General features: G+C 72.6%; 15 protein-coding genes, 3 tRNA genes and 2 pseudogenes. 8 read left to right on the top strand and 12 right to left on the bottom strand.

The window, feature by feature from the left end; translation table 11 throughout:
• The first annotated feature begins 35 nt into the window (after positions 1 to 35).
• A complete protein-coding gene (gene dnaG / locus ACIGXP_RS25460; RefSeq protein WP_363215698.1) occupies positions 36 to 1,946 on the top strand; it encodes a DNA primase in 1,911 nt (636 codons plus the stop codon).
• Positions 1,947 to 2,095: 149 nt separating this feature from the next.
• Positions 2,096 to 3,398: pseudogene (locus ACIGXP_RS25455) on the top strand (RNA polymerase sigma factor).
• A gap of 32 nt (positions 3,399 to 3,430) precedes the next feature.
• On the opposite strand, the gene ACIGXP_RS25450 reads toward ACIGXP_RS25455, so the two are convergent.
• The 4 genes from ACIGXP_RS25450 to ACIGXP_RS25435 form a co-directional block, all read right to left on the bottom strand.
• A complete protein-coding gene (locus ACIGXP_RS25450; protein ID WP_399771845.1) occupies positions 3,431 to 5,359 on the bottom strand; it encodes an ABC transporter ATP-binding protein in 1,929 nt (642 codons plus the stop codon).
• Positions 5,359 to 7,092, bottom strand: a complete 1,734-nt coding sequence (locus ACIGXP_RS25445; protein WP_399771842.1) for an ABC transporter ATP-binding protein — start codon at positions 7,090 to 7,092, stop codon at positions 5,359 to 5,361. Before ACIGXP_RS25445 ends, ACIGXP_RS25450 begins: the two co-directional genes overlap by 1 nt.
• Positions 7,093 to 7,261: 169 nt before the next feature.
• Positions 7,262 to 8,701 (bottom strand): FGGY family carbohydrate kinase, encoded by a 1,440-nt coding sequence (locus ACIGXP_RS25440; RefSeq protein ID WP_363215701.1) that lies wholly within the window; start codon positions 8,699 to 8,701, stop codon positions 7,262 to 7,264.
• A 53-nt stretch (positions 8,702 to 8,754) separates the two neighbouring features.
• Positions 8,755 to 9,054 carry a YtxH domain-containing protein gene (locus tag ACIGXP_RS25435; protein ID WP_363215702.1) on the bottom strand — a complete coding sequence of 100 codons (300 nt, stop codon included), beginning with the start codon at positions 9,052 to 9,054 and terminating at the stop codon, positions 8,755 to 8,757.
• 160 nt (positions 9,055 to 9,214) lie between these two features.
• Between ACIGXP_RS25435 and ACIGXP_RS25430 the strand changes: the two genes are divergently transcribed.
• The 3 genes from ACIGXP_RS25430 to ACIGXP_RS25420 all read left to right on the top strand — a co-directional run bounded on the left by ACIGXP_RS25430 (position 9,215) and on the right by ACIGXP_RS25420 (position 9,616).
• Positions 9,215 to 9,287 (top strand) — tRNA-Asn (locus tag ACIGXP_RS25430).
• A 6-nt stretch (positions 9,288 to 9,293) separates the two neighbouring features.
• A tRNA-Asn gene (locus ACIGXP_RS25425) sits at positions 9,294 to 9,366 on the top strand.
• Positions 9,367 to 9,542: 176 nt separating this feature from the next.
• Positions 9,543 to 9,616, top strand: a tRNA-Ile gene (locus tag ACIGXP_RS25420).
• Between the two features lie 111 nt (positions 9,617 to 9,727).
• Here the strand turns inward: ACIGXP_RS25420 and ACIGXP_RS25415 are convergent.
• Positions 9,728 to 10,936, bottom strand: coding sequence for a PP2C family protein-serine/threonine phosphatase (locus ACIGXP_RS25415; protein ID WP_399771838.1), 1,209 nt, complete (start codon positions 10,934 to 10,936; stop codon positions 9,728 to 9,730).
• Between the two features lie 99 nt (positions 10,937 to 11,035).
• Between ACIGXP_RS25415 and ACIGXP_RS25410 the strand changes: the two are divergent.
• Positions 11,036 to 11,119, top strand: a pseudogene (locus ACIGXP_RS25410) (SpoIIE family protein phosphatase); the annotation flags it as partial.
• A gap of 79 nt (positions 11,120 to 11,198) precedes the next feature.
• Here ACIGXP_RS25410 and ACIGXP_RS25405 read toward each other — a convergent pair.
• Together ACIGXP_RS25405 and ACIGXP_RS25400 are read right to left on the bottom strand one after the other, a co-directional pair.
• Positions 11,199 to 13,334 (bottom strand): SpoIIE family protein phosphatase, encoded by a 2,136-nt coding sequence (locus tag ACIGXP_RS25405; RefSeq protein WP_399771836.1) that lies wholly within the window; start codon positions 13,332 to 13,334, stop codon positions 11,199 to 11,201.
• Between the two features lie 417 nt (positions 13,335 to 13,751).
• Positions 13,752 to 14,453, bottom strand: a complete 702-nt coding sequence (locus tag ACIGXP_RS25400; RefSeq protein ID WP_399771833.1) for an ANTAR domain-containing protein — start codon at positions 14,451 to 14,453, stop codon at positions 13,752 to 13,754.
• A 160-nt stretch (positions 14,454 to 14,613) separates the two neighbouring features.
• Here ACIGXP_RS25400 and ACIGXP_RS25395 point away from each other — a divergent pair, with 160 nt between their 5' ends.
• Both ACIGXP_RS25395 and ACIGXP_RS25390 read left to right on the top strand, forming a co-directional pair.
• Positions 14,614 to 14,973, top strand: a complete 360-nt coding sequence (locus ACIGXP_RS25395) for an STAS domain-containing protein (protein WP_399771831.1) — start codon at positions 14,614 to 14,616, stop codon at positions 14,971 to 14,973.
• On the top strand, positions 14,970 to 15,935 hold the full coding sequence (locus tag ACIGXP_RS25390; RefSeq protein WP_399771828.1) for an anti-sigma factor RsbA family regulatory protein: 966 nt from the start codon (positions 14,970 to 14,972) through the stop codon (positions 15,933 to 15,935). Before ACIGXP_RS25395 ends, ACIGXP_RS25390 begins: the two co-directional genes overlap by 4 nt.
• A 36-nt stretch (positions 15,936 to 15,971) precedes the next feature.
• Here the strand turns inward: ACIGXP_RS25390 and ACIGXP_RS25385 are convergent, their stop codons facing one another.
• The 5 genes from ACIGXP_RS25385 to ACIGXP_RS25365 all read right to left on the bottom strand — a co-directional run bounded on the left by ACIGXP_RS25385 (position 15,972) and on the right by ACIGXP_RS25365 (position 24,451).
• Positions 15,972 to 17,009, bottom strand: coding sequence for a rod shape-determining protein (locus tag ACIGXP_RS25385; RefSeq protein WP_399771825.1), 1,038 nt, complete (start codon positions 17,007 to 17,009; stop codon positions 15,972 to 15,974).
• 141 nt (positions 17,010 to 17,150) lie between these two features.
• Complete coding sequence (locus ACIGXP_RS25380) at positions 17,151 to 21,407, bottom strand: SAV_2336 N-terminal domain-related protein (protein ID WP_399771822.1); 4,257 nt, start codon at positions 21,405 to 21,407, stop codon at positions 17,151 to 17,153.
• Positions 21,397 to 22,422: an AAA family ATPase gene (locus tag ACIGXP_RS25375; protein ID WP_399771820.1), complete on the bottom strand. Its 1,026-nt coding sequence runs from the start codon at positions 22,420 to 22,422 to the stop codon at positions 21,397 to 21,399. Before ACIGXP_RS25375 ends, ACIGXP_RS25380 begins: the two co-directional genes overlap by 11 nt.
• A 35-nt stretch (positions 22,423 to 22,457) precedes the next feature.
• On the bottom strand, positions 22,458 to 24,113 hold the full coding sequence (locus ACIGXP_RS25370; RefSeq protein WP_399771816.1) for a trypsin-like peptidase domain-containing protein: 1,656 nt from the start codon (positions 24,111 to 24,113) through the stop codon (positions 22,458 to 22,460).
• Positions 24,110 to 24,451: a CU044_2847 family protein gene (locus tag ACIGXP_RS25365; protein ID WP_363215712.1), complete on the bottom strand. Its 342-nt coding sequence runs from the start codon at positions 24,449 to 24,451 to the stop codon at positions 24,110 to 24,112. Before ACIGXP_RS25365 ends, ACIGXP_RS25370 begins: the two co-directional genes overlap by 4 nt.
• Between the last annotated feature and the right edge of the window lie 85 nt (positions 24,452 to 24,536).

The following is a 24,536-nucleotide window of genomic DNA, read 5'->3' as shown; positions in this document are numbered from 1 at the left end:
CCAGGACTGTCACAGCAGCCCCGTAGAATTCACGCGTGGCAGGACGGATCAACGACGAGGACGTGAAGGCGGTACGGGACGCGGTCCCGATCGACGCCGTGGTCTCCGAGTACCTCCAGCTGCGCAACGCGGGCGGCGGCAACCTGAAGGGGCTGTGCCCGTTCCACGACGAGAAGTCGCCGTCCTTCCAGGTCAGCCCGAGCAAGGGACTCTTCCACTGCTTCGGCTGCCAGGAGGGCGGCGACACCATCACCTTCGTGATGAAGGTGGACCACCTCTCCTTCTCGGAGGCGGTCGAGCGGCTCGCCGCCCAGGCCGGCATCACGCTGCGCTACGAGGAGGGCGGGTACAACCCGGCCCACCAGCGCGGCGAGCGCATCCGCCTGGTCGAGGCGCACAAGATCGCCGCGCAGTGGTACGCCGAGCAGCTCGCCACCGGCGCCGAGGCAGAGACCGGCCGGATCTTCCTCGCCGAGCGCGGCTTCGACCAGGCCGCCGCCGTCCACTTCGGCGTCGGCTACAGCCCCCAGGGCTGGGACCACCTCACCCGCTATCTGCGCGGCAAGGGCTTCACCGACAAGGAGCTGATCCTCTCCGGCCTGTCCCAGGAGGGCCGCCGGGGCCCCATCGACCGCTTCCGCGGCCGCCTGATGTGGCCCATCCGTGACATCGGCGGCGAGGTCGTCGGCTTCGGCGCCCGCAAGCTGTACGAGGCGGACAACGGCCCGAAGTACCTGAACACCCCCGAGACGGCGATCTACAAGAAGAGCCAGGTGCTGTACGGCATCGACCTGGCGAAGAAGGACATCGCGAAGGCCAGCCGGGCGGTCGTGGTCGAGGGCTACACGGACGTCATGGCCTGTCACCTCGCCGGTGTGACGACCGCGATCGCCACCTGCGGTACGGCCTTCGGCGGGGAGCACATCAAGATCCTCCGCCGTCTCCTCATGGACAACGGCTCGGCCCGCGTGATCTTCACCTTCGACGGCGACGCGGCCGGGCAGAAGGCCGCCCTGCGCGCCTTCGAGGACGACCAGAAGTTCGCCGCAGAGACGTACATCGCGATCGCCCCGGACGGCATGGACCCCTGCGAGCTGCGCCTCGCCAAGGGCGACGAGGCGGTGGCCGACCTGGTCGAACCCCGCACCCCGCTCTTCGAGTTCGCGCTCCGCCAGATCCTGAGCCGCTACGACCTGGACACCCCGGCCGGCCGTGCCGCCGCCCTGGATGAGGCGGCGCCGATCGTGGCCCGCATCAAGAACAGCGGCGCCCAGCACGAGGTCGCCGTCGACCTGGCCGGCATGCTCGGCATCCTCGACACCCAGTTCGTGGTCCGGCGTGTGGCCCAGCTGGCCCGCTGGGCGAGGGACCGCGGCGGAAAGGCCCCGCAGCAGGACCGCCCGCGCGGCCCGGAGCAGCAGTGGGCGGCGCCCGCGGCCCGTCCGGTGAGCGGCGGTCCGGCACTGACCCTGCGCAACCCCGTCCACGCCGCCGAACGGGAACTCCTCAAACTCGCCCTGCAGCGCCCCGAGCTGGTCTCCCCGGCCTTCGACGCCTACGGCGTGGACGAGTTCACCGCGCCGCCCTACGCGGCCGTGCGTCAGGCGATCGCGGAGGCCGGCGGTGCCGAGTACGGCGTGTCCGACTCCCAGGAATACCTGGTCAGGGTCCGGGAGGCCGCTCCGGACGACACCGTCCGTGCGATGGTCACCGAGCTGGCCGTCGAGCCGATCCTGCGCCGCACGGTCGACGAGACCTACGCCGGCACGGTCCTGGTGCAGATCCGCCGCCGCGCCGTCGAACGCCGCATCCGCGACATCCAGTCCCAGATGACCCGCCTCTCCACCGGCGGCGACCCCGCCCAACTGGCCTCGGTCCAGAACGAGATGTGGATCCTCCAGCAGTACGACCAGGCGTTGCGGGAGCGGGGCGCGGAGGCGCTGTAGGGGCACCTCCACGGGATCAGGACTCGGGGGACCGGTCTTCCGCCACGGCCCAGTGGCCCGCAGTTGCCAATCGCATAGTCCAACGACCTGAGTAACCGACCGGTCACGAAGCGGACGCAAAAAGTCACCGCACGCCCCTCGTGGCGGGGATGTGTCGTACTCCACACTGGGGACGGTGCCCGAGTCCTCGGAGCGCAGGCCGTCGACTCTCCACTCCCGAAGTACCGCTGCCGCACACCTTCAGCAGCGATCATCCTGGAGGTCGCCCCCGTGCAGACCCAGACCCTCACCCAGACCGACAGCGCCACCAGCGACACCAGCACCAGCACCAGCACCAGCACGGACGAGCCGGACGCGGAGACGGACGTCCTCGTGGCCGTCCCCCCGCAGAGCCGTGCCGCCCTGCACCCGGAGGCGGTGCCCGCCGAACCGGCGGAACCGCCGGCGGAAGCGCTCACGGACGAGCCCGAGGAGGCCGATGAACCGCTGGAGGCCGCCGAGCCCGTCGAGACACGGGTTTCGGCCCGGGCCGACACCGGCGGCCCCTCCGCCGACCTGTTCCGCCAGTACCTGCGCGAGATCGGCCGCATCCCGCTGCTCACCGCCGCCGAGGAGGTCGAACTCGCCCGCCGGGTCGAGGCCGGCCTGTTCGCCGAGGAAAAGCTGAGCAACACCCCTGATCCGGACAGTCAGTTGGCCCTCGACCTGGACCGGCTGGTCGTCATGGGCCGTATGGCCAAGCGCCGCCTCATCGAGGCGAACCTGCGGCTCGTCGTGTCCGTCGCCAAGCGGTACGTCGGCCGTGGCCTGACCATGCTCGACCTGGTCCAGGAGGGCAACCTCGGGCTGATCCGGGCCGTCGAGAAGTTCGACTACGCCCGGGGCTACAAGTTCTCGACGTACGCCACCTGGTGGATCCGCCAGGCCATGTCCCGGGCCCTGGCCGACCAGGCCCGCACCATCCGCGTCCCGGTCCACGTGGTCGAGCTGATCAACCGGGTGGTCCGCGTCCAGCGCCGCATGCTGCAGGAGCGGGGCTACGAGCCGACCCCCGAAGAGGTCGCCGCCCACCTCGACCTGCCGCCCGAGCGGGTCTCCGAGGTCCTGCGCCTCGCCCAGGAGCCGGTCTCCCTCCACGCGCCGGTCGGCGAGGAGGAGGACGTGGCCCTCGGTGACCTGATCGAGGACGGGGATGCGGCGAGTCCGGTGGAGTCGGCGGCGTTTCTCCTGCTCAGGGAGCACCTGGAGGCGGTCCTGTCCACGCTGGGGGAGCGGGAGCGCAAGGTCGTCCAGCTCCGCTACGGCCTCATCGACGGCCGCCCCCGCACGCTGGAGGAGATAGGCCGGCTGTTCGGGGTGACGAGGGAGCGGATACGGCAGATCGAGTCCAAGACCCTCAACAAGCTCCGGGATCACGCCTTCGCGGACCAGCTGAGGGGTTACCTGGACTGAAAGGGGCCGCCTGCCGGCGGCCCCTCCCGCGGTCAGTCCACCTCGGCGACCGCCTGCGCGAACTGGGCCTTGTACAGCCGGGCATAGGCGCCGTCCGCGGCCAACAGCTCCGTGTGCGCGCCCTGTTCCACGATCGCCCCGTTCTCCATCACCAGGATCGTGTCCGCATCCCGGATCGTCGACAGCCGGTGCGCGATCACGAACGACGTCCGCCCCGTCGCCAGCTTCGCCATCGCCTTCTGGATCAGCACCTCGGTCCGGGTGTCGACCGAACTCGTCGCCTCGTCCAGCACGAGGATCGTCGGGTCGGACAGGAACGCCCGCGCGATGGTGATGAGCTGCTTCTCACCCGCGCTGACCCCCGTGCCCTCGTCGTCGATCACGGTGTCGTACCCGTCGGGCAGCGTCCGGATGAACCGGTCGGCGAGCGCCGCCCGCGCGGCCTCCTCGATCTCCCCGCGGGTGACCTCCCTGGACGCCCCGTACGCGATGTTCTCCGCAATGGTCCCGCCGAACAGCCAGGTGTCCTGGAGCACCATCCCGATGCCGGCGCGGAGTTCGTCGCGGGACATGCGCCGGATGTCCACGCCGTCCAGGGTGATCCGGCCGCCCGACACGTCGTAGAACCGCATCAGCAGGTTGACCAGGGTCGTCTTGCCGGCGCCCGTCGGGCCGACGATCGCCACCGTGTGACCGGGCTCCGCCGTCAGCGAGAGGTCCTCGATCAGCGGCTTCTCCGGGTCGTACCGGAAGGACACATGCTCCAGGCGGACCCGCCCGCGCAGTTGCTCCGGCCGCTCGCCCGGTACCGGATCCGCCTCCTGCTCCTCCGCGTCCAGGAGTTCGAAGATCCGCTCGGCCGAGGCGACACCGGACTGCACCAGGTTCGCCATCGACGCGACCTGCGTCAGCGGCATCGAGAACTGCCGCGAGTACTGGATGAAGGCCTGGACATCACCGATGGACAGGGCGCCCGAAGCGACGCGCAGGCCGCCCACGACCGCCACCAGCACATAGTTCAGGTTCGACACGAACATCATCAGCGGCTGCATCACACCGCTGTTGAACTGCGCCTTGAACGCGGCCTCGTACAGCGCCTCGTTCTGCTCGGCGAACTGCTTCGCCGACTCCTCCTGCCGGCCGAACACCTTCACCAGGGTGTGCCCGGTGTACATCTCCTCGACGTGCGCGTTCAGCTTGCCGGTGGAGCGCCACTGCTGCACGAAGTGCGGCTGCGACCGCTTGCCGACCCGGGTGGCGACGACGAACGACAGCGGCACGGTCACCAGCGCGACCAGCGCCAGGATCCAGGAGACGTAGAACATCATCGCGAGCACACCGATGATGGTCAGCCCCGAGTTGATCAGCTGGCCCATCGACTGCTGGAGCGTCTGCCCGATGTTGTCGATGTCGTTGGTGGCCCGGGAGAGCACCTCGCCGCGCTGGCGCTTGTCGAAGTACGACAGCGGCAGCCGGGACAGCTTCGTCTGCACGGACTCGCGCATCCGGAACATCGTGCGGTTCACGGCCCGGTTGACCAGCCGGGTCGCCACCGCCATCAGCAGGCCGGCGACCAGGAACGTCCCGAGCGCGAGCAGCAGGACGTCGCCGACGGCCCCGAAGTCGATGCCCTTGCCGGGCGTGAAGTCGGTGCTCTGCAGCATGTCCGCGACGGAGCCCTTGCCATGGGCCCGCATCTGGTCGAGAACCTGCTCCTTGGTGGCCCCGGCCGGCATCTGCCGGCCGATGATGCCGGCGAAGACCAGGTCGGTGGCCTTGCCCAGGATCTTCGGGCCGATCACGTTCAGGGTCACGCTGACGACCACGCACAGCAGCAGGCCGTAGATCGTGAAGCGTTCCGGTCTGAACTGGGCGACGAGCCGTTTGCCCGACCCCTTGAAGTCCATCGAGCGCTGGTCGGGGCCGCCCCCGGCCATCATGCGTCCCATGGGCCCGGCCATCAGGCAGCCTCCGCTTCCGTCAGCTGGGAGAGCACGATCTCCCGGTAGGTCTCGTTGCCCGCCATCAGGTCCCGGTGCCGGCCGGAGCCGACCACCCGGCCCTCGTCCAGCACGATGATCCGGTCGGCGTCCCGGATGGTCGCCACCCGCTGGGCGACGATGACGACGGTCGCCTCGGCGGTCTCGCGGGAGAGCGCGGTGCGCAGGGCCGCGTCGGTGGCGTAGTCGAGCGCGGAGAAGGAGTCGTCGAAGAGGTAGATCTCCGGGCGCTGGACGAGCGTGCGGGCGATCGCGAGACGCTGCCGCTGACCGCCGGAGACGTTCGTACCGCCCTGCGCGATCGGCGCGTTCAGGCCGCCCTCCAGTTTCTGCACGAAGTCCTTCGCCTGCGCCACCTCCAGCGCGTGCCACAGCTCCTCGTCGGTGGCGTCCGGATTGCCGTAGCGCAGGTTGGTGGCGACCGTGCCCGCGAACAGGTAGGGCTTCTGCGGCACCAGACCCACCGTCTTCGCCAGCAGCACCGGGGCGACCTCCCGGACGTCCACGCCGTCGACCAGCACCTCCCCCTCGGTGGCGTCGAACAGCCGCGGGACCAGTCCGAGCAGCGTCGACTTGCCGCTGCCGGTGGAGCCGATCACGGCGGTCGTCTCACCCGGCCGGGCCACCAGGTCGACGGCCTTCAGCACCGGCTCCTCGGCACCCGGATAGCGGAAGCCGGCGCCCCGGATCTCCAGGTGGCCGTGCCGGCGCAGCTCGGTGACCGGAGCGGTGGGCGGCACCACGCTGGAGTCGGTCCCGAGGACCTCCTGGATGCGCTCGGCGCACACCTCCGCGCGCGGCACCATCATGAACATGAAGGTGGCCATCATCACGGACATGACGATCTGCATCAGATAGGCGAGGAACGCGGTCAGGTCGCCGATCTGCATCCCGCCGCTGTCGATGCGGTGGGCACCGAACCACACCACCGCGATCGACGACACGTTCACCACCGTCATCACCATCGGGAACATCAGCGCGAGCATCCGGCCGGTGGCCAGCTGCATCTCGGTCAGGTCACCGTTGGCCCTCCCGAACCGTTCCTGCTCGTACTGGTCCCGTACGAAGGCACGGATCACCCGATTGCCGGTGATCTGCTCGCGCAGCACCCGGTTCACGGTGTCCAGGCGGACCTGCATCGACCGGAACAGCGGCCGCAGCCGGCGCACGATGAGCGTCACGCAGACCGCCAGTACCGGCACGACGGCGACGAGCACCCCGGACAGCGGCACATCCAGGCCGAGGGCCAGCACGATGCCGCCGACGCACATGATGGGCGCCGACACCATCAACGTGAACGTCATCAGGGCCAGCATCTGGATCTGCTGTACGTCGTTCGTCGTACGCGTGATGAGCGAGGGCGCCCCGAAGTGGCCCAGCTCGCGCGGGGAGAAGGACTGCACCCGGTCGAAGACGGCACCGCGCAGGTCCCGGCCGAGCGCGGAGGCGGTCCGGGCGCCGTAGTACACGGCACCGATGTTGCACACGACCTGTGCCAGCGAGATGCCGATCATCAGGGCGCCGAAGGACAGAATGTAACCGGTGTCACCCTTCACGACACCGTTGTCGATGATGTGCGCGTTCAGGGTGGGCAGATAGAGGGTGGCGCAGGTCTGCAGGAACTGCAGCAGCACCAGGACGGCTATGGGTTTCCTGTAGGGCCTGAGACAGGTCCGCAGAAGTCGTATGAGCACGCTGGGTCTCTCGGAGTCGGCGGGTGGGGGGCTGGTCGGTTGCCCTTGGCCCCTATCGTCGGACACTCCACCCGCGTTACCTCAACCGATTAACCCAACAGCGGTCCAAAGAACCGACGGCACTCAGCCGTTGGCCCTACGCCCCACACACGAAACGCCCCCGATCAGGTCACGCCCGAAACGCCCCCGGATGGGTCTGTTCCCGCACCGCCGTGAACTGCTGCCGCACCGCCTGACCCACGGCCAGCTCGTCCCCCGGCTCCAGGACCTGAGCCGCCGCACCCTGCCAGGCCGGCGGGGTGCGCGGGTCGAATGTGCCCTGCGACACACCGAGCGCCCAGGCCGCCTGCCGGGCCGCGCCGATCGCCGCGTAGTCCGCGGGCTGCGGTACGACGACCTGGGCGCCGAACAGCGAGGGCGCCGAGGCCTGCACGGCGGGAAGTTCGGCGGCCGGGCCCAGCAGGAAGATCCGCCGCACGTCCACGCCCCGCCCGCGCAGCACGTCCAGCGCGTCGCCGAGCCCGCACAGCATGCCCTCGAACGCGGCCCGCGCCAGATGCTCCGGCTTCATCGACTCCCGCCGCAGCCCGGCGATCGTCCCGGCGGTGTGCGGCAGATGGGGTGTCCGCTCACCCTCCAGATAGGGCAGCAGCACCAGCCCATGAGCGCCCGGTGTGGACTTCACCGCCAGCTCGGACAGGCTCTCCAGGTCCGGGAGGCCGAGGAGTTCGGCGGTGCCGCGCAGGGTCCGCACGGCGTTCAGAGTGGTCACGACCGGCAGGTGCATGCCGGTGGCGTCGGCGAGGGAGGTGATCATTCCGGACTGATCGGCGAGCGCTTCGGGGTGCACGGCCATCACGGACCCGGAGGCACCGAGGGACACGACGGCATCCCCCAGCCCGATCCCGAGCCCGAACGCGGCGGCCATGGTCTCCCCGGTGCCGGCGGAGATCAGCAGCCCCTCCGGGGTCGTACCGGCCGCGTCGGACGGGCCGATCACCTCCGGCAGCATCGCCTGATGGCCGAGCGCCAGCTCCACCAGGTCCGGCCGGTAGGCGCCGGTGGCGGCCGACCAGTACCCGGTCCCGGAGGCCCCGCCGCGATCGGTGGTCCTGCGCACGGGCCGCCCGAGCAGCTGCCACACCAGCCAGTCGTGCGCCTGGAGCAGTACGGCCGTCCGGCGGGCGTTCTCGGGCTCGTTCTTGGCGAGCCAGCGCAGCTTGGTGACCGGTTGGGCGGCCTGCGGCACACAGCCGACCGCCTGCGCCCAGGCCTCCCGGCCGCCGAGCGCGTCGACCAGATCCGCTGCCGCGACCTGCGCCCGCTTGTCGCCGCCGACCAGCGCCGGGCGCACGGTGTTGCCCTGGGCGTCCAGCGGTACCAGGGCGTTCTGCTGGGCCGACACGCCGATGGCCTGCACGCCCTCCAGCAGACCGCCGCCCGCGGCCTCGCCGAGGGAGAGCAGCCAGGCCTGCGGGTCGACGTCGCTGGGCCGGCCCTCCACCGGGTGCGGGGCGTACCCCTGCCGTAGTACGGCACCGGTGTCCGTGTCGCACACCACGATGCGCGTGAAATCCGGTGAGCTGTCCAAGCCGGCGACTATCCCCATGCGGAGAATTTTGCAGCATCCACGGGCCTGCTACGGCCGAGGGCGCTCAGGTGTCACTCGTGCCCCCAGTCGTCCTCGGGCCTGCCGTTCAGGTTCCGCTCCCGCAAGGACCGCACCCGCTGGGCGACGGTCTCGGGAACCCGGTCGCCGACCTTGTGGCCGACCGTGTGGAACGCCTTGCCGGCGTACTGGCGGCCCTGCTGCGCGGCGGTCTCGGCCGTGTTGCGGACGGCGGGGTTCTGCGCGATCCGCTGAGCGGACTTCTTCAGCTGCTCGTAGCGCTCGCGTCCGGCCCTCGTGCCGAGTACGTAACCGAGGGCCAGTCCGGCGACGAACGTGAGCCGGTAGCGCATGGCTGCCACCCTTCCCTTGCCTGGGTCTGCTGGTGCGACGTGGGCGCCGAGGGGAACCGATTGGCGGAGCACCCCCCTGCTTGCGCTAATGTATGTGTCGCAGCGAGCGCCCGCCCTCTGGCGAATACCCAGGTAGGCACGTTCGATGCAATCGAGGCGATCCTCCGTAGCTCAATTGGCAGAGCAGCCGGCTGTTAACCGGCAGGTTACTGGTTCGAGTCCAGTCGGGGGAGCTTCGGTCCTCCGTAGCTCAATTGGCAGAGCAGCCGGCTGTTAACCGGCAGGTTACTGGTTCGAGTCCAGTCGGGGGAGCGCAGTGAACGAGGACCCCTTGGGGGTCCTTTTTCATGCCCGCGGGAACCGCCGCGCCTGCACCGATGTCCTCAAGGTCATGAGCAGCGCAGAAGCCGACCATCCGAAGCAGGAGATCGTATGAGCGGCTATGCTGCGGCAGACGGCGCGCACACTTGTACGCGACACGCCGCTATGGGGCGGTAGCTCAGCCGGTTAGAGCAGCGGACTCATAATCCGTCGGCCGTGGGTTCGAGTCCCACCCGCCCCACTGGAACCTCTTCCTGAAGAAACGTTCTGCCCCATCAGGGCCCCTGCAGGGGGGTCTGATGGGGCAGTTGAGCGAACGGCGGGCCGGGCGCCGGCCTGGCGCGGTCTCCCGTCACCGGTGCTGCGGGCGCCACTCGAAGAGGAGGATGGTCGCGTCGTCCCGCAGTTGGTTGCGCTGGTATTCGAGGATGGCGTGGATGAGCAGCCGCAGGACCTCGGCCGGGCGCTGGCCGGCGGCGTGCGAGCGGATGATGAAGTCGGTGAACCGGTCGAGGCCGAACTCCGCACCGTCCGCGTCGCGAGCCTCCACGACACCGTCGGTGTAGAGCAGGACGCAGTCGCCCGGTTCCAGTGTCGTCTCGTGTACCTGCCGGGCTCCCGGGATGAGCTGGACAGCCAGGCCGATCGGCGGCTGCGGGGGGCTGTCCAGCGCCCCCTCGAGCACCCGCTCGGCACGGATCAGCAGCGGTGGGGGATGACCGCAGTTCACCCAGCGCAGCACCCCGGTCTCGGCGTCGAGCCGGCACAGCACCCCGGTGCAGAAGTGCTCGGGCAGCCACTGTGCGAGCGCCTGGTCGACGGAGCCGACGACGTCGGCCAGGTCGCGCCCGCCGCGGCGGGCGTTGCGCGCCGCCGCCATGGCGACCGACGTGGTCAGGCCCGCGGTCAGGTCGTGCCCCATGGCGTCGAGGATCATGGTGTGCAGGACGTTCTTGACCACCGAGTGGTCGAAGGCGTCGCCGGCGATGTCGTACGCCGGTTCCAGGACCGCGGTCGAGACGCACCTTCTGCTGCCGATGGTGCGGGGCGGAAGGAAGGCCCGCAGCATCTCGGCGGGCAGCCGCATGGGCTCGGTGCGGGTGCGGGCGGCGAGCCAGTCGCTGTAGGCGCGCTTGGAGGTGATCAGCATGGCGAACAGATCGGCCAGCATCCGGATGCGGCGCATCCGCACCCGGTCGGCCGAGGCGGTACCCACCGCCAGCACGCCCAGCCGCTCCGCACCGTCGACCAGAGGCATCCAGACGACCGAGCCGTCGCCGGTGTCGGCCACCCGCGGGCAGAGTGTGCGGTAGGCCGAGCCGGCCGACGAGCGGTTCACCGGCAGCGGCTCCATGGCCTCGTCGAGTGGGATGAGCAGCCGCTGTTGCAGATCGACGAGGTAGACCAGCGCGGTGTCCAGGCCGAGGGCCGAAGCACACCGGTTCGCCAGGGCCGGCAGTTCGACGGGCAGGCTTGTCTGCGCCTCGATGATCAGCTCTGCCAGCCGATTCTCGTCGACGGCGGTGTCGGAACCGGAGGACGCGTGCGGTGGGTCCGACACGGGATCACCCCTTCCGTGCCCAGTGTCACACCGATCCCGTCCCCTCTCACCTCAGCCACGAGCGCGGCTGCTGCTGGGGCCGGCGTCGGCCGAAAGGGCATGTCGGTCATGGGCGATGTGCTGGGGCACGGCCTCCAGGCCGCGGTGGCCATGAGCCGGTACCGCTCCGTCCTGCGCACCGTCGCCGCCGCCGGCCTGCCCGTGGACGCCATGCTCACCGAGGCCGACCGCAGGGCCGCCGCTCTCCGCCGTCGGCTGCGTGTCACGCCGTCGCCTCGGCGCGCAACACGAGCAGGGCGGTGTCGTCGGTGCGGTTTCCCGTGGGCTGGGCCCGGGCGAGGAGCGCGTCGGCGATGTCGTGGGGCAGGCGGCCGGCGTGGGAGAGCACGGCGCACAGGGCTGTGGTGTCGACGGCGTGGTCGGTGCCGGGGATCTCGATGAGTCCGTCGGTGTAGAAGGCGAGCACGGTGCCGTCCGGGAGAGCGACCTGGACCGAGGGGTACTCCGCTGCCGGATCGACGCCGAGCAGCGGACCCGGGGGCAGGTCCAGGAGCTCGGTGCGCAGGTCGGGGCGGCGCAGGAAGGGCGGCCAGTGTCCGGCGGTGGCCAGGTGGGCGGTGCGGCGGGTCAGGTCGAGGTGGGCGTACAGGCAGCTGACGAGCAGGTCGGCTTCGAGATCGACGAGCAGGCGGTTGGTGCGGGCGAGGACCTCGCCGGGGGCCGCGCCGGCGACGGCATAGGCGTGCACGGCGGTGCGGACCTGGCCCATGAGCCCTGCGGCGCGCACACTGTGCCCCTGGACGTCGCCGATGACGGCGGCGGCCTCGGTGGCGGAGAGCCGGATCAGGTCGTAGAAGTCGCCGCCGATGTCCATGCCGTGGCTGGCGGGCAGATAGCGGGCGGCCACCTGCAGACCCGGCACCACCGGAAGGTGACGGGGCAGCAGGCCGGCCTGCAGACCGTGGGCGACCTGCTGCTGGGCGTCGTACTGCCGGGCCCGTTCCAGCGCCTGGGCGATCAGGGCGCTGACGGACGTCAGCAGGGCCCGTTCCTCGGACGGGAAGCGATGGGGCCGGTCGTATCCGAGCACGCACGTTCCGACCGGATACCCGGAAGCGATCAGCGGCAGATACGCCCAGGCGGACATGCCGTCGTCGGCCGCGACACCACCGGAAGCGCACAGTTCCTGCCGGGAGGCGAAGAACGCCGGGGCCCCGGTGGTCAGCCCGAAAACGCTGGGCAGCTGTGCGGTCAGCGGCTTCCGGTCGAAGCGGCTCAGCAGCTCTGCGCCCACCCCGCGGTGGCCGATGATCCGCACGCGTCCGGCCTCCGGCACCAGCAGGGCAACGGTCTGCGCCTGGAAGGCGAGCAGGAAGTGCTCGGCCGCCAGGTCGGCGACCTCACCCGCGGTCGCCGCCTGGGTCAGGGAGCCGGCCAGGTGCAGCAGGTGATGGACCACCCTGAGCCGGCTCGCACTGGTCTCCTCCTTCATGTCGCGCGGCGCCGGTGCATCGCCGCGGTCGCCGGTCTCGCGGATGCGCACGCTGACACCCGTGGGGTCCGGATAGAGCTGGAACAGCAGACGACCGCCGCCGGGCCGAACGGCCGTGAAGGAGGTCGGCAGCATGCTGAACACCGCCGCCCGGTGCCGGTCCTCGTAACCTGTGCGGCGAAGCCACGGGACCGCCTCGCACAGCACGCTGCCCCGCAGGCCGGGAATGCTCTGCGCGCCCAGCCCCAGCAGACCGGCCGACGTCCGGTCGATGAAGGTGATCCGCCCGTTCGCGTCGACACAGCAGGCGCCTTCGGGCAGACGCCTGAGGAAGTCCGCGGCCGGATGGCTCCCGGTGGGGTCCACCGCGGCGGATTCCACCCCGGGCAGGAAGCGGGGCACGGGTGACGGCGTGAGGCGGCTGCCGGTTTCGGCGGCGCCGCGCAGCAGCCAGCCGGCGCACCGGGCGGAGGACCAGACCGAGCGGCGCTCGTCCGTACCGAGCTCGGGTGACCGCCCGTGCGGAAACGACATCACCATCGCCCCCCACACCGTCTCCCCGGCCATGATCGGCACGAAGACCTGGGCGCGGTCGTACGGCATCAGCATGGCGGGGGCCGGGTAGCGTCGTGCGAGGTCCTCGCCGGACCGCACCCACACGAGATGCCGCTCGCGAACCGCTTCCACCACGGGATCCGAGGCCGTGCCCGCCAGCCGCAGCCGACGCAGCGGGCCGACGAACTCCGGCGGGAGCCCGACGCTCACCTCCATGTCCAGGATCTCGCCGGCCGGGTCCCGCAGAAAGATCGTGCCGGTGTGCGCGCCCAGGCCCTCCAGCGCCCGGACGAGCACCTGGTCCAGCAGGTTCCGGACGATCGCCTCTTGCGGGAACTGGTCCGTCTTCATCCGTCCACCGTCCTGGCACGGAGAGAGCCGAGTTACAGCGTAGGCCGACGCCACCAGGGGGCGCCCACTCCACTGCGCTCACCTTCCACCCGTCGGCTGTGGGTTCGAGTGCCGCCCGCCGCACCGGGCGCCGCAGCTGCAGAAACGATGTGATCTGTGGCGGCGTCAAATGCCCACGGCGGTTGCACCGTTGGTGCCGGCGTCATGTGCGGTTGGTTGACCCGTACATGCTTGAACGGCCCGCGTGCTGGGCACGCACCCCCTACCGGCCTACACCGCCGGACCGCATCGGCACAGGGAGGGCGTCATGGACCGTCGCATCCGGGTACGCGTCAGCCGGCGCCCCGCCGCCCCGCGTGAGCGGGAGATCGACCGCAGGACGCCGTCGGGGCGCATCCTGCCGTACTGACCGCCGCATCACCCGGCGTCCGGGAGCCCCGGTGCACCGCGCCGGCCGCCGACCGCCGCCCGCAGGGCGGTGCGCAGGTCCTCCGGGAGGGCCGGGCCGCCGGGGCGCACGCTCGCCGTGACCGCCGCCGCCACCCGGCGCAGCTTGGTGTTGGAGCGCTGGGAGGTCTCGCGCAGGATGTCCCAGGCGCCGTCCGGGGTGCAGCCGTGCGCGGCCATCAGAATCCCGCGCGCCTGGTCGATCACCGGACGGGAGGCGATCGCGTGCCGCAACTGCGCTATCTCCAGGCGCAGCGAGTCCAGCTGCTCGGCGCGTTCCCGGGCCACCGCCGAGGCGGTGCGGGCCGGGCGGCCCGCGGCCGGCGCGGTGCGCAGCGGGTCGGTGGTGTCCAGCCCCATCAGCTCCAGGACCCGGCGCGGCTGACCCCGCCAGCCGGTGGCCGAGACCGCGACACCGTGCCGGCGGCCGTACTCCCGCAGCACGTCCAGGAACGCCGTGCCGGTCGAGTCCATGAAGGACACCTCCGTCAGGTCCAGCTCGATCCGGGCGATGTCCGCCGGCAGCCCGGCCAGGATCCCGGCGAGGGTGTCCGTACAGCCCTGGACCAGTTCGCCACGCGCCCGCAGGACGATCCGGTCACCCTGCCCGTGGCCGACGACGACCAGGGTGTCCGGCCGTCCGGTGTGCGGTGCGTGTGCCGCAGAACGCATGTCGCCGCCCCGTTCTCCGCTCTCTTCGGTCCGCTCGGTGCCACGCCGCTCGGCTGCCCTGCGCACCTTCGCCTACACCCGTCGTTCCCGGATCCGGTCCCGAGCAGGTGAGCCGAGCGGCATACTGGGCACTTCTCTTCCTGTGCGAGTGGGAGAAGGTGTGAGCGGACCCGAGGTGGTACGGCCCCGGCGGGCGATCGGTGCCCTGCCGGCGCCCTGGCTCGATGTGTACCCGCTCACCGGGCGGACCGGATTCCGGGCGGTGGGCGAGGTGAGCCTGCCCACCCACGGCGTCTGGGAGCGGGCGCTGGAGGGTGCCGTGCGCGACGAGGGGGACGTGTACCACGTGGAGCTCTCCGCGCTGTCCTTCGTCGACGTCGCCGGGGCCGAGGCGCTCGCGGACGCCGCCCGGCGGTTCGGTGAGCGGCGGCTGGTGCTGGACCGCCCGCCGGCCGCGCTGCCCCGCGTCCTGGAGCTGTTGTGGCCCGGGCTTCCCGCGATCGAGGTGGCGGCGTCATGACCACAGCGCCGACGGCAGGATCCGTCGACCCCGTCGAGCCCTTCGTCCACCCCGCGCTGTTCTACGGCGACGCGGAGGAGTACCTGGCCGGCACCGTCCCCTTCGTCCGTGACGCGCTGGCGGCCGGCGCACCGGTCGCGGTCGCCGTACCCGGCGACAACCTGCGGCTGATCCAGGACGCGCTGGGCGCCGAGGGCGACGCCGTACGGTTCCTGGACATGCGGGAAGCCGGCCGCAACCCCGGCCGGATCATCCCGGGCGTGCTGCGCGCCTTCGCCGACGCCCAGCCGTCCGGCCGGCGCGTCCACATCATCGGCGAGCCCATCTGGGCGGGCCGCAGCCCGGCCGAGTACCCGGCCTGCGCCCAGCACGAGGCGCTGATCAACGCCGCGTTCCAGGGCCGCGAGGTCACCATCCTGTGCCCGTACGACACCGCCCGGCTGGACGAGCGCGCGCTCGCCGACGCCCACGCCACCCATCCGGTCGTCATCCCGGCCGGCGGCGCGCAGCGCAGGAGCGAGACCTACGACCCCGAGGGCGTGGCCGCCCGCTACAACGAGCCGCTGCCGCCCGCCCCCGGCGACGGCACGGGCGTGTTCACCACCGCCTTCGACGAGGACTCGCTGTCCGCCGTACGGCACCTCGCCACCGAGCACGGCGCCCGGCTGGGACTGGCAGGCCTGGGACTGGAGAACCTGGCGCTGATCACCGCCGAGCTGACCACCAACAGCGTCCTCCACGGCGGCGGCACCGGCGGGCTCACGGTGTGGGCCGAGGGCGGGTATGTGCTGTGCGAGGTCCGCGACAAGGGGCGACTGGCCGATCCGCTGGCCGGCCGGCGGCCGGCCTCCCGGGACCAGCGGGGCGGGCGTGGCCTGTTGCTGGTCAATCTGGTGGCGGATCTGGTGCGGGTGCACACGGGGCCTGCGGGGACCACCGTTCGATGTTACGTGGTGCCGTGAACCGGGGGTTCGCCGTGGGAGGTCACGGAGCGCGGTTCAGGCGGCCAGGGGATTCAGGACCAGCGGCTCGATCCGCCCCTCCAGCATGGCGCCGATGCCCTGGATCGCGCAGATGTCGGGGGTTTCGGCGATGTGCACCGGCATCCCGGTGGCCTGCCGCAGCATCTGCTCGAAGCCGGGCAGCAGTGCCGAGCCGCCCACCATCGTGATCCCGCGGTCGGCGAGGTCGGCGACCAGGTCGGGCGGACAGTCGCGCAGCACCTTGCCGATGCCGTCGAGGACGGCGGTCAGCGGGGTCTCGATCGCTTCCCGCACGGCGGCGGTGTCGACGCGCACGCTGCGCGCGAGCCCGGTGACCACGTCCCGGCCGTTGATCACCGTGGAGGACGGGCCCTGCGAGGTCAGTCCGTTGCCGGACAGGGCCAGCTGCAGCGGACGTACGGACTGGCTGGGCAGTATCAGCTCGTGCGCGTGCCGCAGGTGCTGCACGATCGCCTGGTCCACGACCTCGCCGCCCACCGGGACCCGCTCGGCGGTCACGACCGCCCCGAGCGAGAGCACCGCGACCTGCGTGGCCGCCGCCCCGCACATCATGATCATGGTGGCCTCGGGGCGTTCGACGGGCAGCCCGCAGCCGACGGCGGCGGCGATCAGCGTGTCCACCAGCTCGACCCGGCGCGCACCCAGTCCGACCAGCGTCTCGACGGTCGCCCGCTGGGCCAGCGGATCCGCGCCGTGCGGGGTGCACGCGGCGGCCCGCAGCCGCAGATTGCGCCGCAGGGCACGGCGCACCTTGTCGCCGAGCAGCTGCCGCAGCATGCGCTGGGCCATCTCGATGTCGACCACCGTGCCACCGGAGATGGGACGCACGACCCGGATGTAACCCGGCGTCCGTCCCGTCATCCGCTCCGCGAAGTCGCCGACCCCCATGAGTGACCCGCTGCGCGTGTTCACGGCGGCGACCGAGGGCTGGTCGACCACGAGACCGGCGCCCTTCACATACACCCGGGTGCGGGCCGCGCCCAGGTCGACGGCGAAGTGGCAGCGCCGCAGCTGCTCCAGACGGACGGTCACGTCAGATCCTCCCGGGGTGCGCGGGCCTGTTCCCTCTGTCTGCATCCTGCGCGGGGTCCGGGGGCGGGCGCCTTCTGGAGGGGGCCGGGCGGGGCGCCGCTGAATGGGGGTTTTCCGGAGGTACGCCGGTGTGTCGCCTGGTCAGCTACGGGTCCGGGTCAGGGACAGCTCACAGTGGACGGTGCATCCGGGTACGGCGTCCGGGCCGAGGTCGAGGGAGAGCCGTGCCCCTTCCGGCACGGTGCGTGGGGAGGCGCTCGCCAGGTGGTGTCGCACCGCCCCCCTGATGCGCTCGGCGAAGGACCCGTCGCCCGCGTGCGCCACGGCCCGGAGCGGGTCGCTGACACGCCAGACCGCCGTGCCCGTGGCCCGCAGGGACGACTCGGTCTCGTCCAGTTCCAGGCGCCGCTCGGTGAGGTCGACCTCGAAGTACTCCTCGCTCTGCGGCCCCTGGGCGAGGCCGAGTTCGGCGCCGGACGAGTAGACGACCACCCTGGTCTCGCCCGTTCCCTCGGGGAAGATGCCGTCGGGCGGCAGCGGGTGCGGGCCGTCGACGGGGGGCAGCGGGTGCGTGCCGTCGAAGAGCGCGTGCGGCAGCCGGCACAGCCGGCACCAACCCGCGCCGGTCCCCCGGCGCAGGGGCTCCAGCCAGGGAGCCAGGTCCTCCTCCTCGTCCAGCTCCTCCCGCAGCGTCTGCGGTACGGCGACGATGCCCCGCCGGTCCTCGGCGGCGTCCAGCATCCGGCTGACGGCCTCCGGGTCCGGTACCTCGTCGCCGCCGGGAAACGCGCACGTGAAGGTCACCCGCCAGCGCAGCCCGCCCAGCCGCACCACTTCCTCCTCGAAGTGCCTCACCGTGGCGCTCAGCAGCGGCAGGCCCGGTTCGTCCGGATGCGTCTGCACCCACCAGCTGGTGCGATCCCGGGTCGCGCCGAACCAGTGGCCCTCCGACCCGCTCGCCGCCATCAGCCGGGTGACCGCCCGGCCCAGCGCGGCCACGTCGTCCGGATGCCGGGGGCCGTCGGCGAACTCGTAGACGGCGACCGTGTCGTAGGCGGGCAGGGGCCGGTCGCCGTCGGGATCGTCGAAGAGGTCGTCGTAGAGGATGTCCGGACCGGGGCCGTCGTCCTCCTCGTCCTCGTCCTCGTTCGGCCGCTCGACGGCGAACAGGCTCTCGTCCTGCGGCAGCGGCTCCTCCTCCGCCGCCGTCTCCTGGTCCTGCATCTCGAAGATCGACGGCAGCGACTCCTCGGTGGGGAAACTGCCCTCCGGCAGCGCGTCGGGCTCCGGGACCGGGTTCTGCGAGAGCGGGGCAGTGCCGTAGCCGCCGGGGGACGAGCCGGAGTCGTCCGCGGGCTCGTCCACCTCCCCGCGCAGTTCGTGCCCCAGCGCGAGCAGCTCCGGGTTCCGGCCGCCGGCGAGCTCGTACTCCTCGTACACCTCCAGGGCTTCCTCGGTACGGCCCTGTTGGCGCAGGGTGATCAGCAGCAGAAGGCGGAAGTCCTCCCGGGACGGGTACTGCCGGACCAGTTCGGTGAGTTGCGCTTCGGCACGGTGATACTCGCCGAGATCCAGGTGCAGTTCGGCGGTCTTGCGATGCAGCACGAGGCGGAGGTCGAGGAGCCGGCCGCGCGCCTTGCGGGCCGCAGGGCCGGGTACCCCGGCGAGCGGGCCCTCCCCGCGCCACAGCAGGAGAGCCATGTCGAGGAGCGCGACTGCCTCCCGGTGCTCGCCCGTCCTCGCCCGCTCCCTGGCCGTCCGCTCCAAGTGCTCGTGGCGCGCCAGGTCCACGAAGTCGGCGCTGGTGTGCAGGGCGTACCCGGCAGGGAGCACGGCCAGCACGCCGGGACCCAGGCGGGTGCGCAGCCGGGACGTGATCCGGTCCATGGCCGCCGCGGCGTCCGCCGGCTCCTCGTGCCGGGCCCACAGACCGGCCCGCAGGTCGGCGCGGCTCACCTCGCGGCCGTCCCGCAGCACCAGCATCGCGAGCACCGCGGCCTCCTCAGGGGCCAGCTCCACGTCGCGGCTGCCCACCCGCACGGTCACCGGACCCAGGATGCGGTAGGAACGCCGCTGGTCGTACCCCTCCTGGGCGAGTCGCAGCAGCTCCCCGTCCATGAGCAGGTCCCTGCCCCGCAGCTGGTCCTGGGGCGCTCCGGAGATCAGAAGGCCGAGGGCGCGTGCGTACGGTTCGCGCAGGCTCTCCGGGAGGTGCCGGAGCCGGTCCGGCGCGAACGGCGGCGCGGGCCGCCCGGTGCCCGAGGCCAGGCGCAGCAGCAGCCTGCCCAGCTTCGCCAGGTCCTGGGCCCGCCCCTCGGCCCCGGAGGTCCGGCCCGGCGCGAAGCCGCTGAGCCGGAGCGTGCCGTCGGGCCTGAGCATCACCCGGGACAGGCCGAGGTCACCGTGGGTGAGGCCCGCCTCGTGGACCGCTTCGAGCGCCTGGGCCACCTGCGTCCCGACCGACACCAGCAGGGGAGCCGGGACACGGTAACCGTCGGGAGAGGCCAGGGCGTTGAGATTGACGCCCGGCACGTACTCCATGACGACGTACGGTCTGCCGTTCTCGATGCCGAAGTCGCTGACGTGCGCCAGATTGCGGTGCGCGAGGGCCCGCAGCCGCTCCGCGTCCCGCAGGAACGCCCCGCGCCGTGCGGCGTCGGGAAACGGCCGGTACAACCGCACCGCCACCTGCCGGCCCGTCTGCGGGTCATCGGCCAGCCACACGGCCCGCCCGGACGGAGTGAACCGCCGCACCAGCACATAGCGGCCGATCCGGTCACGCGGCACCCCGGGCTCGTCCCCACCGCCCGTCAACTGCCGCACGCTCTCCGGCCGTACGGTCGCGAACGCCTCCCCGTCCGCAGCCGCCCCCGTACCCTCGGCCGCGGGCGTCACCGCGCGGAACTCGCCGGGTGCCGCTCCGGCCCTCTCCTCGATCAATCCGCCGACCCGGGCCAGCAGTTCGGCCGTGGCGCCGCGTGCGGAGCGGGGCAGGCCGCGCAGCAGCAGCTCGCGCACGCCGGGGCGGAACGCGTACGACCCCGGCGGCCCCGGGACCGTCGTCAGGACGCCGCTGAGGATCACCTCGGCCAGATGCTGCGGGCGCGGATCCGGTTCGACCGCCCGCTGCACCAGCCGCATCACGGGCAGGTCGGGGCGGCCGAGCGCGAGATGGCCGGCCAGCCGGAACGCCTCCGGGGACGCCGTCGCCCGGAAGCGCAGCACCAGTTCCTCGGCGGTGAGAGCGGCGAGGTCGGTGCGGTCCCCGGCGTCCTCCGGCCCGAGCGGCGAGCCCAGCAGGGCGGCCGTGCCCGGAAACGCGGATCCGCCCATGGACGCCACCAGCCCGGCCCAGTGTGCGAGCCACCGCGGGCCGGCTTCGAGCACGGGCAGCGCCACCGCCTCCTGCGGTGCCTCCGTCCCCCGCTGCCCGTACTGCCCCCACTCCCCGTACTCCTGGTAGGGCGTGAACGTCAGTGCCGCCGTCGGCGCGGCCGGGAACGGAGCCGAGAAGACCCCCGGTGCGGCGGGCAGCGCCGTGCCGCGCCACAGGTGTTCGGGCAGCGGCTGGACCACCGCCAGCGGCATCCGCCGGGCCCAGCGGTGCAGGGTGCCGTACCAGCGGCTGCCCGCCTCGCCCTGCCACCACTGCGGACCCATGCAGTCGCTGATCAGCAGAGTGACCGTACGGCCGTCGCCGGGATCGTACGAGCCTGCGCCGCGGACCGTGCCGTCGGGGTCGGCGCGGTGCACGGTCAGTGTGCGGAACACGCCCGACTGGGCCAGCGCCTGCTGCAGTTCGCGGATCAGGGGCCGCCAGACGGGCATCGTGGGGCCGGCGTCGTAGACCAGGTTCAGCCGCAGCCAGCGCTCCCGGGCCGGGCGCAGCACCGGCAGCCACCACTCGGGTCCCGCGCCGAGCCGGGCGATGCGGTCGGCGGTGGCCTGCTCGTCGAGGCGGTGGCCGACCGGGGCGTCCGTGCGGCGCTTGAGCGGGCGCAGGGCACGCTGCAGGCCCAGGGGGTGGCGCAGCATCGGCGGTGCGGGGGCGTGCAGGGCGGCGTACGGCCCCGCCGTGGGGGTGGGCGAGGGCAGATGGAGCGGGGCGCGCGGGGACGCCGGGGCGGGGGAGCCGAGGCCTTCGGTGCGGTCGGGGGCGGTGGCCGGGCCGGCGGGTTCCCGGACAGGGCTCCGAGGCGTGGGTTCCGGCTTTGCCGCCTGCGCCGGACGCCCGGCCTGCTCGACCCCGCCGTCCGCCGGTTGCAGCTGCTGGGCCAGCCACAGCAGTTCGGCCAGCTCCAGCGGGGTCGGGCGGGCGCCGTCCGTCGCCAGGGCCAGGACGTCGGCGAGGCGGGCGTGCGGGTCGGGGGCCGCCGTGGCGGGGTGTTCAGAAGGCATCTGCCTGCGGGGCCTCGCCGAGGTACGGCATGAGCTGTTCGGCCAGTTCGTCCAGGGACTCGGCGCTCAGGCCGGCGGAGCGGGCCAGGTAGATGGCGTTGAGGAGCTGATCGGTGGCCAGGTCGCCGTGGCCGGACCGGGACAGGAAGCGGGTGATCAGCGACTCGGCGTAGGCGTCCGGTTCGCCCAGGTGGGCGCGGACGATGTCGGCGAGATGGCGGTCGTCGGGCTGCCGCAGCCGCAGGGTCACGCAGCGGCGCAGGAACGCGGGCGGGAACTCGCGTTCGCCGTTGCTGGTCAGCACCACGAAGGGGAAGGCACGGCAGCGGACCCGGCCGTGCGTCACCGGGACGCGGTCGTGGGTGCCGTCGACCATCACCTCGGCGACGGGGGTGTGCCGGGCGGCGCGGACCAGCTCGGGGATCTCGTACTGGCCCTCCTCCAGGACGTTGAGCAGGTCGTTCGGCAGGTCCAGGTCGCTCTTGTCGATCTCGTCGATCAGCAGGGCGCGGGGACGGGCGTACGGCAGGAGCGCGGTGCCCAGGGGGCCGAGGCGCAGATGGTCCTCCAGGCCGGACTCGGGGGCGGGTCCGTCCGGTTCCCCGGTGGCCGCGGCCTGGCGGGCCGCGTAGAGGCGGGACAGGGGGTCGTACTGGTAGAGGCCGTCATGCAGGGTGCTGCGGCTGGTGATGTTCCAGCGCAGCACCGGGCCCAGTCCCAGCTCCCGGGCCACCGCGTAGGCGAGCGACGACTTGCCGGTGCCCGGCGGGCCCGTCACCAGCAGCGGGCGGCGCAAGTAGAGGGCCGCGTTGACCAGTTGGACCGTGCGGTCGGTCGCCTGGTAGGTGGCGGCGCGGTGGGTGCGGTCGGGGGAGCTGGCCGAGGCGTCGTCGGTGTCGGCGGGGGTCGGGAGCACCGGGCCGCCGTCGAAGTCCCGCCAGGGCGGGGGCGGGGGCAGCTGGGCGATGCCGTCGTGCGGCTCCTTCGAGCCGGTGTAGACGGGCCACAGGGGCATGGGGTCCTTCTTCTCCATCGGGTGCGGTGCTCGGTTCAGGCGACGGGGGAGTGCAGGCCGGCGGCGGGCTCGGGGAAGCAGTGGGGGTCGTCCCACAGCAGTTGGATGTCCTTCGCCCAGTGCCGGTCGGGGGCGTCGTCGGCCGCCGCCTCCTCCCGCAGGGACCTGATCCGGCGCGGGAGTTCGGCGGCCGGGACGCCCCGCACGGCCGGGCCCAGGGCGTCCAGGAAGGCGGCCCCCGCACAGGCGGCGGGGGCGTGGCCGACGTCGGCGCAGCCGGTGCGCGGCCACAGCAGCACGGGGACCGGGACGTTCAGACCGGCCTCGAAGTGGCCGGGCAGGGCGGTGGGCGGGGCGGCGTAGCCCACCAGGTCGGCGTCCTCGTCCCGCAGGCGCTTGCGCAGGCTGGGCGGGCGCTCCGGGCTCGTGCAGTCGACCCGGTGCAGTGCCGTGGCCGTCGGCCCGGTCTCCAGCCTCCGCCACTTCTTGGCGAGGTGGTGGCGCAGCCGGCCACTGCGGTGCCGGGTGGCGTCGGTGACGACGAGCGGATGGGCGCAGCCGAGCGGGGTGGAGTCCTCCGGGCCGCACTCCCAGTGCGCGACCGGCTCGTTGAGCCACTCGCGGGGCAGGACGAACGCGAGCAGCGCCTCGGCGCCCTCCGCGAGGTGGACGAAGGCGCGGTCGACGCGCTGCTGCACATAGGCCCGTACCTCACCGCGCGGCAGCCGGCCCGTGTCCACCGGGCGCCGCTGCCCGTCGCGGTAGGCCGACACCCGCACGGTGACCTGGTCCTGGCCCGCGCCACTGCGCTCCAGCTCCACCACGATGGGCGACCAGGCGGAGGTGCGCGGCGCGGGCGGACCCGCGAGCAGTTCGGCCAGCCGGCGGGCGAGGCGGGGCACCGCCTCGGGGTCGTCGACCTGCCACTGCACATAGGCCGCGGCGGCCCGCAGCGAGCCGAACCCGCCCGGGGGCAGGTCCGGTCCGAAGGGGCCCACGGCATGCCCGTACAGCCGGTCCGGATCGCAGTCCAGGCCGGCGGCCTCCGCGCGCCGCACCAGCGCGTGCAGCCGCCCGGTCGCGGCCGGGGAGGCGGCGCCGGGGCCGGGGACCAGAGCGCCCAGGCCGTACCAGTAGCGGGCCATGACCTCCGTGGGCAGCATCCGCCCGACCCGGACGTCCGGCTCCCCCGCGACCTGCGCCACCATGCCGACCACCCGGTCGTCCGGCAGGGTCACCGCCGCCCCGCTGAACCCGCCGGCCAGCGGCTGCCCGTGCGCGGAGGTGGCCTCCAGCTGTACCCACTGGTCGGCGATCAGCGTCCGGGACACGGCGCGGTACTGGGCGAGGACGCCCTCGTCGTAGCCGTCGGGGAAGCCGTACGCGAGCAGGGACGGGCTGCCCTGCTCCGCGCCGGGCGGCGCGAACCGCGCGGGCGCCACGGGTACGTCGCGGTCCAGTTCCAGTACGGCGAGGTCGCCGGGGTCGGTGGCACCGCCCGCCCAGCCGCCGGGCACGGTCACGGCCGCGGGCAGCCCGGCCAGCTCCGGCCGGTTGGGGAAACTCACCGTCACCGGATCGCCCTGGACGACGTGGGCACAGGTCAGCACCGTGCGGGGGGTGACGAGGAAGCCCGCCCCGGCCACCACGCCCCCGCACTCGATCCGGGCCTGCCAGGCGGTACCCGTCATGACCGGGGCGTGGGCTCCGCCGCCCCTGACGCCCACTTCAGTCTGACCACCAGCTGGCCCTCCGCAGCGCCCTTGGCGATCACCGCGCCGGCCTCCGCGCTCAGCTTCACACCGAATTCAAGCTCCACGGCGTCGGGGCTCAGCGCGCCGTCCCGGAAGACCCGCAGGGCGGAGTGGGCCGCCGAACGGACGCCGTCCAGGGCTGCCTCGAAGGTACGGGTGGCCTGCGCCGCCGGGGCCTCGCCACGCGAGACGAGCTTGGTTCCGCTCACGGCGTCCGCGGTCTCCACGACGACCACGGCGCCGTCCTCCGTGGTGAACTCCACCAGCTTGTTCATGAAGTCGACTGCCCCCGTGCGGTTGTACCTGGATCAAGTCCATTGTGACGCACGGGAAGTGAGCTGTCCCGGTGCTTTCACGCCT

This window comes from Streptomyces sp. NPDC053069 (genome assembly GCF_044546895.1).
Classification (GTDB): Bacteria; Actinomycetota; Actinomycetes; order Streptomycetales; family Streptomycetaceae; genus Streptomyces.
The sequence above is the reverse complement of the archived record's forward strand: the minus strand, read 5'-3'. Positions and strand labels throughout refer to the sequence as shown.

What these genes read in the sequence shown, in the direction of transcription:
- ACIGXP_RS25390 (WP_399771828.1), top strand. Translation starts at nt 14,970, where the DNA reads ATGACCACAGCGCCGACGGCAGGATCCGTCGACCCCGTCGAGCCCTTC.
- ACIGXP_RS25400 (WP_399771833.1), bottom strand. Translation starts at nt 14,453, where the DNA reads ATGCGTTCTGCGGCACACGCACCGCACACCGGACGGCCGGACACCCTG.
- ACIGXP_RS25440 (WP_363215701.1), bottom strand. Translation starts at nt 8,701, where the DNA reads ATGGGGATAGTCGCCGGCTTGGACAGCTCACCGGATTTCACGCGCATC.
- ACIGXP_RS25435 (WP_363215702.1), bottom strand. Translation starts at nt 9,054, where the DNA reads ATGCGCTACCGGCTCACGTTCGTCGCCGGACTGGCCCTCGGTTACGTA.
- ACIGXP_RS25365 (WP_363215712.1), bottom strand. Translation starts at nt 24,451, where the DNA reads ATGAACAAGCTGGTGGAGTTCACCACGGAGGACGGCGCCGTGGTCGTC.
- ACIGXP_RS25370 (WP_399771816.1), bottom strand. Translation starts at nt 24,113, where the DNA reads ATGACGGGTACCGCCTGGCAGGCCCGGATCGAGTGCGGGGGCGTGGTG.
- ACIGXP_RS25380 (WP_399771822.1), bottom strand. Translation starts at nt 21,407, where the DNA reads ATGCCTTCTGAACACCCCGCCACGGCGGCCCCCGACCCGCACGCCCGC.
- ACIGXP_RS25405 (WP_399771836.1), bottom strand. Translation starts at nt 13,334, where the DNA reads ATGAAGACGGACCAGTTCCCGCAAGAGGCGATCGTCCGGAACCTGCTG.
- ACIGXP_RS25450 (WP_399771845.1), bottom strand. Translation starts at nt 5,359, where the DNA reads ATGGCCGGGCCCATGGGACGCATGATGGCCGGGGGCGGCCCCGACCAG.
- ACIGXP_RS25375 (WP_399771820.1), bottom strand. Translation starts at nt 22,422, where the DNA reads ATGCCCCTGTGGCCCGTCTACACCGGCTCGAAGGAGCCGCACGACGGC.